The sequence below is a fragment of the Pseudomonas sp. Pse1 genome (genome assembly GCF_024519635.1).
GTDB lineage: Bacteria > Pseudomonadota > Gammaproteobacteria > Pseudomonadales > Pseudomonadaceae > Aquipseudomonas.
Window position 1 is genome coordinate 183,529 of the sequence record NZ_JALJRO010000005.1, and the last position, 12,758, is coordinate 196,286.

General features: G+C 57.8%; 8 protein-coding genes. 2 read left to right on the forward strand and 6 right to left on the reverse strand.

The genetic code is table 11. The annotated features are described in order from the left end of the window. Position 1: 1 nt before the first annotated feature. Entirely contained in the window at positions 2 to 4,465 is a 4,464-nt protein-coding gene (locus NR126_RS10050; protein ID WP_256830116.1) for a deaminase domain-containing protein, read from the reverse strand. A gap of 207 nt (positions 4,466 to 4,672) precedes the next feature. On the opposite strand from NR126_RS10050, the gene NR126_RS10055 reads away from it, so the two are divergent. Beyond that, on the forward strand, positions 4,673 to 7,135 hold the full coding sequence (locus NR126_RS10055) for an EAL domain-containing protein (protein WP_256830117.1): 2,463 nt from the start codon (positions 4,673 to 4,675) through the stop codon (positions 7,133 to 7,135). Between the two features lie 44 nt (positions 7,136 to 7,179). Beyond that, positions 7,180 to 7,974, forward strand: a complete 795-nt coding sequence (locus NR126_RS10060) for a TenA family transcriptional regulator (protein ID WP_027620091.1) — start codon at positions 7,180 to 7,182, stop codon at positions 7,972 to 7,974. Positions 7,975 to 8,019: 45 nt separating this feature from the next. Here the strand turns inward: NR126_RS10060 and NR126_RS10065 are convergent, their stop codons facing one another. The 5 genes from NR126_RS10065 to NR126_RS10085 form a co-directional block, all read right to left on the reverse strand. Beyond that, the gene (locus NR126_RS10065) at positions 8,020 to 8,946 is read right to left on the reverse strand and encodes a GGDEF domain-containing protein (RefSeq protein WP_256830118.1); all 927 of its coding nucleotides are present in this window, start codon (positions 8,944 to 8,946) and stop codon (positions 8,020 to 8,022) included. Positions 8,947 to 9,082: 136 nt separating this feature from the next. Beyond that, positions 9,083 to 9,823: a YciK family oxidoreductase gene (locus NR126_RS10070; protein WP_027620093.1), complete on the reverse strand. Its 741-nt coding sequence runs from the start codon at positions 9,821 to 9,823 to the stop codon at positions 9,083 to 9,085. 82 nt (positions 9,824 to 9,905) lie between these two features. Further along, positions 9,906 to 10,577, reverse strand: a complete 672-nt coding sequence (gene mupP / locus NR126_RS10075) for an N-acetylmuramic acid 6-phosphate phosphatase MupP (protein ID WP_027620094.1) — start codon at positions 10,575 to 10,577, stop codon at positions 9,906 to 9,908. 4 nt (positions 10,578 to 10,581) lie between these two features. After that, the gene (gene ubiG, locus NR126_RS10080) at positions 10,582 to 11,280 is read right to left on the reverse strand and encodes a bifunctional 2-polyprenyl-6-hydroxyphenol methylase/3-demethylubiquinol 3-O-methyltransferase UbiG (protein WP_256830119.1); all 699 of its coding nucleotides are present in this window, start codon (positions 11,278 to 11,280) and stop codon (positions 10,582 to 10,584) included. 62 nt (positions 11,281 to 11,342) lie between these two features. Then, positions 11,343 to 12,674: a TRZ/ATZ family hydrolase gene (locus NR126_RS10085; protein WP_027620096.1), complete on the reverse strand. Its 1,332-nt coding sequence runs from the start codon at positions 12,672 to 12,674 to the stop codon at positions 11,343 to 11,345. Positions 12,675 to 12,758 lie beyond the last annotated feature (84 nt).

Consider the following 12,758-nt stretch of genomic DNA (forward strand, 5'->3'; position numbering starts at 1 on the left):
GTCAGTTCCACAACACCTGAAGTGCACCCTCGGTGCCGTCATGTCCGAACTGCTTCATGACCACGGAGCAGGATTCGCAAGGGCGCATGGTAGTGGCGATATCCACTGAGCTGATTTCCTTCGGGTCCGGGTATTTTTCCTGTATGACTCGAATCAGTTTGCTTTCGCTGTCGAGCGAGGTCGGGCGGGCGAACGTTGCCGCTGTGTACTTGCCTGGATCCTTGAGGGTCAAAGGCACTGCCAGCAACCGTCCCTCAAGGGTGACGTCCAGCGAGGTTTTCGGGACGCTGTTGCTGTAGTCGATGTTGATGTAGGTCGTATCCCCCATGCGTACATGATTGGCGCCCAGGTGCCGGAATAGCGGCAAACGGGTCGTGGAACCTTGGGCACCGGAGACGCTGACATAGACTTCTCTGTGGCCGCTCGCGGTGGTCACGTCGGCGTAAGCGATGTTGCGCGGATTCAGTGGACGTTCGTAGCGGGGCAGCAAGTTGTGCAGTTTCTGCATTGACTGTTCGATACGCAGCGCGGCGTCGGCACCTCTGTGTGTAATGGTTTCCGACAGAAAAAGTCTGTCGAAAATCTCCGCCGTTCGCTCCCGAAATCGCTGCGGAGCCTCCTTGCTGCGTGTCCAGTTGGCGGCACCTTTTGGCAAGCGAGCCACAATCATGCGCGTCGAGTGATCGAACATCAGCGCCTCACCGGGGCTGGTGTCGACTTTGATGAATCTCATATTGGCAGAAGGGTTAGCTGTGGTGCCAAGGGGGATGGCGATGTCTTCCATGGCCTTCATGGCTCGTTCGACAGCATCGGCGCCGTGGAAACGCACCATGTTGTTGGCATGCAGCGAGCCGGTATACACCTTCAATAATTCAGCACCGAGCGTGCCTTCTACCAAGTCATCAGGGGTCAGGCGCGTGAAGGTCAGCTCATTGGGCGATGTCCGGGTCTTGGGGACGGTCGCCAGGTAATACTCGCGGGTGTTCACCCGAAAGAATGCGTAGTTGGCCGTGTCATCGATGGCTGGCACCACAATGGCCCCCACCTGCTGCGTATCGTCGACACCTTGATACGTACCTTTGACACTCACGCGGGCATAGATACCTTTGCGAAACTGCCACGTCGCTTGTATCTGCGGTCTAGGCAGCAAAGGGCCGCGCTTGAGCCCAAGTCGGGCGAGATCGCCGGTGTAGCGTACCGGTCGGTCATCCAGTATCTGATAGAGCTGGGCATCCACGGCCAGAAATTCACCCTCACGGCGAGGGACGGAACCGGCTGCGGAAATCCGGTCGCCAAACCATGGTGCGTAGCCCTTGGTGCGGTCGATGGTCCCGACCTCCGGGGTCGGGGCGAGCCCGTCCCTGACATAGCTGACACGACAATCAGTGCTGCCCGGAGCGCGTCGGGGGCGACAGGGCAGTCGCTGCATGGCTGGGCTGTCATCGATCAGGTCGACGCGTCGTAACGTCCCGGCATCCAGTCGATAGGGGACTTCATCGATGAGTACTGTAGTGCGTCCATCGATTTCTGGAATGTGCTGAATGCGCGCCTGCTCTGGCATCTGGACGAAAACATGCTCCTCGTCTGTTTTCACTGTATTGAAGCGCGAGCGCCCGAGGGACATCCCAATATGTCGTGGTGACAGTCGTGGCCCGAACGGCAGGTCTGTCAGCGGGTCGACCATATGAAAACGCGGGAAAAGCCTGTCGACGTTGCGTACCTGAACATCTTCAATACCTCTGACGGTGGCCAGTTGATCAGTGGTGTTGAGCGGTTTCCAGCTTCCGGGATTGTCGATCTGCGGCAGCCTGCTGACGAATTCGTAGCGCCCGGCTCTTCCCCCCAGTTCCTTGATTTGGAAAAGGCCGACCCGGGCGATTTTCAGCCCTTTTGCCGCCAGTGCGCGGAGCAGCAAGACGATGCCGTCCACCGGATTCAGCGCTTGTATGCTTTGTGCCAGGAGTTCCGTGGTCAAGGATTTGAATGCCGGCAGTCTGGCGCTCAATGTCAGTCGATTGGCGTTGCTGAGTAGTTTCACCGAGCCCGAAACGAATTTTCCGATCGGCGTAACGAAGGGGATGAAATCGATGAACAGGCCGAAGGCACCATTGATCTGGCGGATCCTGTTGCCAGACATCAGGTCTTCAATGCTTCCCCAGAATGGCACTAGCCTTTTGTAAACATCGAGGATTTTGTTGTAAGCCTCATCCTTGCGTTCGAACAGGGTCTTGCCGTTGCAGAATACGCGCAGTTGCCGAGGGTCGTCGTAATGCAGGGAGCCAGTGATGCGCAGGCTGATCGCCTGGCAGCGTGCCGAGTCAAAGGTCAGGGGCGTTTGCTGATGGTCGGATGCCGCCGGAAATGCGTCGCCGAGTTGCTCGATGATCGCCTCGCAGGTTGCTCCCGCCTCGGGGGTGCTACCGGTCGAATGAGCATTCCAGTCGAACGGAAGTTGCCGGTTGCGCAACACCGAAACTGAAACTCTTCCCCCCTTCAAGCGCCAGTGTTCGATTGTTTTCAGGCCACCGAACAAGGACGACTCAAGATTGTTGATACGGCGTATAAGGCCTGCGCGGGGGATCAGTTCGTAGGTGCGTGTCAGTCCGGCCTGGCTGGTCAGAAAAATTAATCCGTTGCGGCTGCGCAGTGGCAGAACGTCTTCAGCCGTTTCATTCTGGGCTTCAATCCCGCGAGTTTCCTTTCTCAAACTGTAGATGCGCAGTTGTCCGCATTCGATGGCCACGCGATCTTCAAAGGGCAATGAGGTCAAAAGAGTGCGAAGCAGCGTTGAGTAAGCAGCGGTCTGTCGCTCCATATAGCTCTGGAATTGTTGGTGAAACATTGACTTGATGTTGGGAAAGTCTCCGTAAGTCAGCGGGATACCTGGTTTATCAAAGTAGTAGGGCGAGGTGATTCTTCTAGCCTTGTTGATACGGAAAAACCAGGGTGTGACGGCACGATCAGTTGTCGTGTAGTACCACTTCTCGTCATGACCCCATTTGTCCTCGGCAATGATGTCGACGAGCGAGTAGAAGTCATGCACTTCTCCTGGCGTGGTGTTCCATCGAATATAGTCAGGTCTTTTCCTGGCCAGTCTGGTGTTTCCCTCCACAAAGGTTTTTCCGAAGACCTTCTCGGCGAGATCTTTGGCCATCGTCAGGCGCTTGGGTGGGGCTTCGTTGATTTCGGTAATGGCGTTATTAAGTTCCGCGGTACGTTCATCCAGTTTGCGAATGGCCTGCTCAATCTCTGACTGGCTCAACGTCTCTAAGGCTTTTTCAGGGAGATAGCCTTGGGTGACAGCCCAGTTGAGTGTGGGTAGCAACCTTGCGAGGCTGATTTCCTTGAGTTTCTCATTGGTTGCACCTTCGGCTTGCTTGATGGGAAGGTCGAGCAACTGTTGAAAACTCATCCGGCATAGCGCTTCGGGTTGGTTGGCGGTGATCAAGTTGACGCCATTCAGAAAGTTCACCCAAACAACGGAGTTGCGGTAGCTGATTTCGGGCGGGATATCGGGCACTCGGAACTCGACCGGAAATCGATTTAAGAACAGCCGGGCCAAAATAATCGCCTCTTTCGCCGACGCGGCCTGGCGTGAGGTGAGCAAGTGGTTTTCGAATTCCCTGCGAAGCGTTGCGTAACTCTTTCCCCAATGAGTCCGCGCTTGGCAGTCAAAGCCGACTATCTGTTGGGGATTGCGATAGGCGTCTTCGAACCCGTTCACCAAGGCATTGGCCAAGGCTCTATTGCGGATATGAGGCGAGGTTTTTTCCGCGCTCTCCCCGCCGTACCACGTCAGTGTCGAGAGCACGGCAGTTGCCATGCTTTGGGCAAGTGGGCTTTGCAGGATTTTTTCCAGATAAACGCTGGGTGTAGCGCGCAGTTGTTCGATGTTGGCAGTCAACAGTATGTCGCGGGCCAGGTAACTGAATGGGGACGTTTCACCTTCGGGCAAAAGTGCTTTAAGGGTGTCAATGACTTCTCTGGTGATCACTGTCTTCTGGACTTCCTCCATATCGACACTGTCAGGATCAGCTGACGCCAGCCGTTCGGCAGCAAAGCGTTGGCGGTCCTTTTCGATAGGGGGGCGAATCAGGCCGTCGATGTTGGTGCTGTCTTCCAGCATCAGGCGATAACTTGCCTGTTTTTCCTCGAGGGCTTTGATGACGGCGCGAAGTGCCACAGGATTGGTCGTGTCCCAAGGCGCTATCCCATAAAACATGGCCATTTGCGTAACGCTGACCGTGCCGGCAATGTCGAGTTTTTTCAGTGCGGAAAACTCGGAAGGTTTTATCCGCAGCTTTGCCAGATCGATCATCTTGCTGAGTTTCGCAGGCGTTACGGACAGGAAAAACTCATAGGGACGCAACGCGTTCAACAGCAACTCATAATCCTGAAGTTGGCTGTTATGGCGTTGGGCAGCGGTGGGTGCGGTTTTTACTCTGTGGTTCGATTCGGTTTGCATGAGGCTGTCACTTATTCAGAGAGGCGCATGGCTCCACGTGCTCGGATGAGCATTGAAGATCGACTCCGATTACAGCGATCCCCGGAAACCATCGTGCGGTACACAGGTAGTGCGGGAGCCCATCCGACTTGCCGGGATCCTGAACGCACCCTAGGCTAGCTCTAGCGGTCTCCTTTCGATGATGGCAGCGCGCGCACTAAGGACCTCATGAAGCAAAAAAGGACTCTCGGAACACCACGCCTGCTGGGCATCGTCTGGCCATTTATTGCCGTTGTGCTGTTTCAAGCCCTTCTGGGCGGCGTCAGCCTTTATATGATGTCTGCGGTACGTGGTTACGTGGCCGGCGAAAGCCTTTGGTCCAAAGGTCAGAAAGACGCGATCTATTACCTGAACCTCTATGCCGACAGTCGTGACGAGTCGATCTTTGGCAAATATCAGAAAGCCATGGCGGTTCCCCAGGGCGGGCATGAGCTAAGGGTTGCCCTGGACCGTCAACCGCCCGACCTGGAAGCTGCCCGTCGGGCCATTCTGAAAGGGGGCAATCACCCCGACGACGTTCCGAGCCTGATCTGGCTGTACTTGAATTTCCGTCATTTCAGCTACCTGGAGCGGGCCATTGATCGCTGGATCGTCGGCGATGCCTATCTGGTCCAGTTGGACCAGGTCGCTCAAGACATGCATCAGCGGTTCGTTGCCGGCCAGGCTTCGGCTGCCGAAGTCGAGGGCTGGAAAGAGGAAATCTTTGCGATCAACGAGGCCGTAACCCCCGCCGCCCGAGCCTTCAGTGATGCGCTTGGGGAAGGGTCGCGCCTGATTCTGCGGTTGCTGCTGGTGGTCAACCTGGCAACGGCACTGGGGCTGATCGTGCTGGCCTTGTTGCGTACCCACAAGTTGCTGGCACAGCGGCATGCTTTCGCCGATGCCTTGCAGCAGGAAAAAGAACGCGCGCAGATCACGCTTCAGTCGATTGGCGATGGGGTGATTACCACTGACGTCGATGGCGCCATTGCCTATATGAACCCTGCGGCCGAAGTGCTGACCCATTGGAAGGCCGAACAGGCTGTTGGATTGCCACTGTCTGCATTGTTCAATCTGCTGGACGAAAACGCCCAGGCCGACAGCTTCACCCTGATCGAGCATATCCTCAGCGGCCAACTGAGCGGTGGCGTTAGTGATCATTCCAAGCTGATCCAGCGCCTGGATGGCAGTACGGTGTCGGTCACGCTGGTCGGCTCACCCATCCACACCACCGGCAAGGTCAGCGGCACCGTGCTGGTGCTGCATGACATGACCCAGGAGCGACAATACATCGCCAACCTGTCCTGGCAGGCAACCCATGATGCCCTGACCGGGCTGGCCAACCGTCGCGAGTTCGAGTTTCGCCTGGAGCAGACGCTGCATCAGTTGAGTCGACAGCCTGCCCGTCACGCGTTGATGTTCCTTGATCTCGACCAATTCAAGTTGGTCAACGACACCTGCGGGCATGCGGCAGGCGATGAACTGTTGCGACATATCTGCGCGTTGTTGCAATCGGGACTGCGCGAGGGCGATACCCTGGCGCGGCTGGGCGGCGATGAGTTCGGCATTCTCCTGGAAAACTGTACGGCAGAGGCGTCGGAGAAAATTGCCGAGAATCTGCGTCAGACTGTGCAGAACCTGCATTTTGTCTGGAAAGGCCGGCCATTCGTGACCACGGTCAGCGTCGGCCTGGTCCACATTACGCAATCGCCGGCTACGTTGGAGTCTCTGCTGCGCGCAGCGGACATGGCCTGCTACATGGCCAAGGAGAAGGGGCGCAACCGCGTCCAGTTGTACCATCCCGACGATTCCGAGTTGTCCTTGCGCTTTGGCGAGATGGCCTGGGTGCAGCGCTTGCACATGGCGCTGGAAGAAAACCGCTTCTGTTTATACGCCCAGGAAATCGCCAGCCTGGGGCATGTCGGAGGGGCGGGCGGGCATGTCGAGATTTTGCTGCGTTTGCATGACGAAGCCGGACGCATGATTCTGCCGGACAGCTTTATACCGGCGGCCGAACGTTATGGTTTGATGACTTCTCTGGATCGTTGGGTCGTGGAGAATGTTTTCAAGATCATTGCTCAATGTATGACTCGCCAAGACCCGCGGCCTATGGCTATGTGTGCGATTAATCTGTCAGGTAATACTATTGGTGATGATGAATTCTTAATCTTTCTACGCCAACAATTCGTAACTTATGCTGTGCCGCCTGAAATGATTTGTTTTGAAATTACAGAAACTAGCGCAATTTCAAATTTGGCCAGTGCAATTAAATTTATCAATGAGCTCAAAGACTTAGGTTGCCACTTTTCGTTAGATGACTTTTGTGCCGGAATGTCCTCGTTCGCATACTTGAAACATTTGCCTGTAGACTTTCTGAAGATCGATGGAAGTTTCGTCAGGGATATGCTGGACGACCCGATAAATCGGGCCATGGTCGAGGTGATCAATCACATCGGCCATGTCATGGGTAAACGCACAATTGCCGAGTTTGTTGAGACACCCCAGATTGAGCAGGCCTTGCTGGAGATCGGCGTGGATTATGCTCAGGGCTACATTATTCAACGTCCGCAGTTGTTTACGTGTGACAGTTTGCAAACCCGGCCGGCTCGTCCGCGGCCTTTGTTATTCAAGGCGCCAGGCACATTTCGTTGAAGTTTCCGTCGATCCGGACAATCACAATCAAAAGGAGTGCGACAGTGATCGAATCATTCAACAGATCTGGCCCGCTTATGGAAGCTGCAAGTTATCCGGTTTGGGCTCAGCAACTTATCCAGGCCTGCAGCGAGAGCAAGCGTCGGGTTGTCGAGCACGAACTGTATCAGCGGATGCGTGACAACAAACTCAGTGGCAAAACCATGCGTCAGTACCTGATCGGTGGCTGGCCGGTTGTCGAGCAGTTTGCCTCGTATATGGCGCAGAACCTGACCAAGACTCGCTTCGCCCGCCATCCCGGTGAGGATATGGCGCGTCGCTGGTTGATGCGCAATATACGGGTTGAACTTAACCACGCCGATTACTGGGTGAATTGGAGTGCAGCCCATGGCGTCAGTCTCGAGGACTTGCAGGCACAGCAGGTTGACCCTGAGTTGCACGCGTTGAGTCATTGGTGCTGGCACACCAGTTCTTCCGATTCATTAATCGTCGCTATTGCCGCGACCAACTACGCAATTGAAGGGGCGACAGGGGAGTGGTCGGCGGTGGTCTGTTCCAACGGCATCTACGCGGCTGCCTTCCCTGAAGACGAACGCAAGCGTGCGATGAAGTGGCTGAAAATGCACGCTCAATACGATGATGCCCATCCCTGGGAGGCGCTGGAAATAATCTGCACGCTGGCGGGCCTCAACCCAAGCAGGGCACTGCAGGCAGAGCTGCGTCAGGCCGTGTGCAAGAGCTATGACTATATGTACCTGTTCCTGGAGCGTTGCATGCAGTTGGAGTCTGCGCAAAAGGCTCCGTTGGCTCGGGAGCGATTGGCCTTGGTAGAAGGTTAAGCGTCCGCCCGTCGATAGCAGCTTGCCTGTTTGGCAAGCTGCTGTTTATCCCGCCATCGCCAACCGATTGCGCCCTTCGCGCTTGGCCGCGTACAGCGCATTATCGGCGCGGCGCAGCAAACTGTCCGCAGACTCCCCTGGCAACAAGGTTGAACAGCCCAGGCTGACCGTCAGCTCGATGCGTGTGTTGGCGGCCCAATAGTCATTGCTCTGCGCGGCATAACGCAGGCGCTCGCCGACCAGTGCGGCCGACTCTCGGCCGGTGTTGGAAAGCAAAATCAAAAACTCCTCGCCGCCATAACGAAACACCATGTCGACGTTGCGCAGTTGCTGTTTGATCGACGCAGCGACCTCCCTCAACACATGATCTCCGGCAGCGTGGCCGTGGGTGTCATTGACGCTCTTGAAGTGATCGATATCCAGCATCAGCAATGACAGGGGTTGCCGGTGACGCCTCGACATGTCGATTTCCCGTTGCAGGGTCTGTTCCATGGCGATGCGGTTGCCGGTACCCGTCAGCGGGTCGCGCAGCGCCCTTTGCGTCGCGGCACGATAGAGCAAGGCGTTGCGGATCGGGAACAGTAACGTCGATAACAGGGATTCAAGCTGGGCCTGCTCGTGATCGCTGAAGCGTTGATTACGCCGAAACACCAGGTCGCCCAGGTGCTGGCCCTCGTGGCTCAAGCTGTAACTCACCAAATGATGCCCGCGTTGGCCGAATTCCAGGCGTAGATCGCTCGCGGCGTGCTGATAGACCAGTGCGTCCACTGGCACCAGGCGTTGCAACTCACGAAAAAACAGGCCGAGGATGCGCTGCGGCTCAAGGCTGGTTTGCAGCTGCTGGCTCATCCGCTGACGCAACTGGGCCAGGCTCGCGGGCCGGGGCAACAGCGGGGGGATCTGTCCAAAGCCCAGGCGTTGTAATTTGGCGCTATCAAAGTCGATAGCCTGGGGCTGGGTAGGAGATTTCATGGTTTTTATCACTCAAACACTGCCTGCTTCTCGCCACTTAGAGCGAAAGACCGGCGATCGGTTCCTTTGAGCCTGAACCTACTGGAGTGACTTTTCCGAGCCTGGCTTGACGGCATGCCAGGCTCGGACGGCGCATTTACTGGGCGTCGAATGCCTGGCCGTTGATGCCGCTGCTGTCCGGACCCATGAGGTACAGGTAGACCGGCATGATGTCCTCTGGCGCAGGGTTGTTGGTCGGGTTTTCCCCTGGGTACGCTTGCGCACGCATGCTGGTGCGCGTCGCTCCGGGGTTGATGCTATTGGCGCGAACAGGCGCGACATTTTCCACTTCGTCGGCGAGGGTCTGCATCAGGCCTTCGGTGGCGAACTTCGACACGCCATAGGCGCCCCAGTAGGCGCGGCCCTTGCGACCGACACTGCTGGACGTGAAGATCACCGAGGCGTCGCTGGACAATTTGAGCAGCGGCAGCAAGGTGCTGGTCAGCATGAACATGGCATTGACGTTGACTTGCATGACGCGCATGAAGTTTTCACCGGACAACTGCTCGATCGGCGTGCGTGGGCCGATGATCGAGGCGTTGTGCAGCAGGCCGTCGAGATGGCCGAATTCGGTCTCGATCATGGCCGCCAGTTCGTCGTATTGGTGCGGCAGGGCGGTTTCCAGGTTGAAGGGGATTACCGCTGGCTGTGGATGGCCGGCGGACTCGATTTCATCGTAGACCTGGCTCAGGTTGGCCTCGGTCTTGCCCAGTAGCAGCACGGTGGCACCGTGGGCGGCGTAGGTCTTGGCGGCGGCGGCACCGATGCCGCGACCCGCGCCGGTCACCAGAATGACTCGGCCCTTGAGCAGTTCCGGGCGAGCGGAATAATCAAACATAAAAACCTCATGACAAATTCAACAGGAGGATGAACGCCGGACTCGTGGCGAGCACCGTGCCTTCATCTCGTGATCAGCCTGCTCAGCAGCCGCAAAGGGCGTTGTCCAGTACTTTGCGCAGTTCCAGCGGATGATCCACCACCACATCGGCGCCCCAGTTCCTCGGGTTGTCGTCCGGGTGGATGTAGCCGTAGGTAACAGCGGCGGTACGGGTGCCGGCATCGCGCCCCGACTCGATGTCGCGCAGGTCATCGCCGACAAACAGCACGCTGGCCGGATCGAGGTCGAGCATCTTGCACGCCAGGATCAACGGCTCGGGATCGGGTTTGCTGTTCTTTACGTGGTCCGGGCAGATCAGCAGGGCCGAGCGCTCGGCGAGCCCCAGTTGCTGCATGATCGGTTCGGCGAAGCGCAACGGCTTGTTGGTGACCACGCCCCAGATCAGCCTGGCCTGTTCGATATCGGCCAGCAATTCGCCCATGCCGTCGAACAGCTTGCTGTGCACCGCGCAGCCTTTGACATAGCGCTCGAGGAACTCCAGGCGCAGCTCTTCAAAGCCGGGCGACTCCGGATCCATCATGAAGGTGGCAGCGACCATCGCCCGGGCGCCGCCGGAGATCTCGTCGCGAATGCGCTTGTCCGGAATAGCTGGCATCTGGCGGTCGAGGAGCATGTCCTGGCAGATGGCGATGAAGTCCGGCGCGGTGTCGAGCAGGGTGCCGTCCATGTCGAAAAGAACTGCTCTGATTGCCATGGGCTTACTCCTCGCGCAGGGTCTGGATCATATAGTTGACGTCAACGTCGGCGGCCAGCTTGTAGTGCTTGGTCAGCGGGTTGTAGGTCAGGCCGATGATGTCCTTGACGGTCAGGCCGGCCGCGCGACTCCAGGCACCCAGTTCGGAAGGGCGGATGAACTTCTTGAAGTCGTGGGTGCCGCGAGGCAGCAGCTTCATGATGTATTCGGCGCCGACGATGGCGAACAGGTAGGCCTTCGGGTTGCGGTTGATGGTCGAGAAGAATACCTGGCCGCCGGGTTTGACCATGCGCATGCAGGCACGAATCACCGACGATGGATCGGGTACGTGTTCGAGCATTTCCAGGCAGGTGACCACATCGAACTGCTCCGGCATCTCTTCAGCCAGGGCTTCGGCGGTGATCTGCCGGTACTCGACGCTGACACCGGATTCGAGTTGGTGCAGTTGGGCGACAGCCAGCGGTGTCTCACCCATGTCGATGCCCATCACCGTGGCGCCACGCTGGGCCATGGATTCGCTGAGAATGCCGCCGCCGCAGCCGACGTCCAGCACCTTCTTGCCGGCCAGTTTGACGCGTTCGTCAATCCAGTTGACCCGCAGCGGGTTGATATCGTGCAGGGGCTTGAACTCGCTTTCGCGGTCCCACCAGCGATGGGCCAGGGCCTCGAATTTGGCAATTTCAGCGTGGTCGACGTTGCTCATGGATATTCCTCTGAATCTGAAAAATTCTGCTGTCAGCCTTGAGGGCGGCTCAAGGCTCCATTCTATTGGGTATGACCGCTGATGCGCTGGCCCCAGGCATTGGCTGTGGCGCACAGTTGTTGTTCATCGAGGCGCGTCAGGCGCCGGTCGTCGAGCAATTGCTTGCCAGCGACCCACAGGTGTTTCACACAATCGCGGCCAGTGGCATAAATGAGCTGGGACACCGGGTCGTAAATCGGCTGTTGAGCCAGTCCAGACAAGTCGAAACACACCAGGTCGGCCGCCTTGCCGACTTCCAGCGAGCCGATTTCGCTTTCCAGGCCCAGCGCGCGGGCGCCGTTGAGGGTGGCCATGCGCAGCGCGCGATGGGCATCCAGAGCTGCGGCCGAGCCGGCGACAGCCTTGGCCAGCAGGGCTGCGGTGCGGGTTTCGCCGAGCAAGTCGAGATCGTTATTGCTGGCCGCGCCATCGGTACCGATTGCCACATTGACGCCGGCCTGCCAAAGGCGTTCCACCGGGCAGAAGCCGCTGGCCAGTTTCAGGTTGGATTCCGGACAGTGGATCACGCTGCTGTTGCTTTCTACCAGCAGTCCGAGGTCGTCATCGCTGATCTGGGTCATGTGCACAGCCTGGAAGCGGGGTCCGAGCAGCCCCATCCGTGCCAAGCGCTCCAGCGGTCGTTCGCCGTGTTGCTCGACCGCCTGTTGCACCTCCGAGGCGGTTTCGTGGACGTGCATGTGGATGGGCGCATCCAGTTCCTCAGCGATCACCCGGATTTTTTCCAGGTTTTCGTCGCCGACGGTATAGGGAGCATGAGGGCCGAAGGCGATCTTGATTCGCGGATGGTGCTTCAAATCGCCGAACAGCTCGACGCCTTGGCGAATCGCTTCGTCGGCGTTGCTGGCTCCAGGGATCGGGAAATCAAGGATTGGAATGGCAATCTGTGCTCGAATTCCGCTGTTGTGCACCCGCTCACTGGCAACTTTCGGGAAGAAATACATGTCCGAAAAACAGCTGATGCCGCCTTTGATCTGCTCGGCAATCGCCAGGTCGGTGCCATCGCGCACGAACGCCTCGTCGACCCATTTGCCCTCGGCTGGCCAGATATGCTGCTCCAGCCAGGTCATCAGCGGCAGGTCATCGGCCAGACCGCGAAACAGCGTCATCGCCGCATGTCCGTGGGCATTGATCAGGCCGGGGCTGAGCAACGTGCCCGGCAACTCGCGGATTTCCCTGGCGGCAAGCTTCAGTGCTTCGCGGCGCGGGCCGATAAAGGCAATGCGCCCATCGCGAATGCCCAGGCCATGCTCTTTGAGGACCACGCCGGCAGGTTCGACAGGCACCAGCCAGGTCGGCAGCAGGAGAAGGTCAAGCGCAGCAACAGGGGTGGGCATCAAGAATTCGGTCCAGTGCTTTTATGAAGGATGGCGAAGTATACCCGAGCGTCTTCGCGGGGGGATCGCTATAATCGACGGCTT

Bases quoted from the DNA above. Each gene is read 5' to 3' on its own strand.
- NR126_RS10050 (WP_256830116.1), bottom strand. From the start codon at position 4,465: ATGCAAACCGAATCGAACCACAGAGTAAAAACCGCACCCACCGCTGCC.
- NR126_RS10055 (WP_256830117.1), top strand. From the start codon at position 4,673: ATGAAGCAAAAAAGGACTCTCGGAACACCACGCCTGCTGGGCATCGTC.
- NR126_RS10065 (WP_256830118.1), bottom strand. From the start codon at position 8,946: ATGAAATCTCCTACCCAGCCCCAGGCTATCGACTTTGATAGCGCCAAA.
- NR126_RS10070 (WP_027620093.1), bottom strand. From the start codon at position 9,823: ATGTTTGATTATTCCGCTCGCCCGGAACTGCTCAAGGGCCGAGTCATT.
- mupP (WP_027620094.1), bottom strand. From the start codon at position 10,577: ATGGCAATCAGAGCAGTTCTTTTCGACATGGACGGCACCCTGCTCGAC.
- ubiG (WP_256830119.1), bottom strand. From the start codon at position 11,280: ATGAGCAACGTCGACCACGCTGAAATTGCCAAATTCGAGGCCCTGGCC.
- NR126_RS10085 (WP_027620096.1), bottom strand. From the start codon at position 12,674: ATGCCCACCCCTGTTGCTGCGCTTGACCTTCTCCTGCTGCCGACCTGG.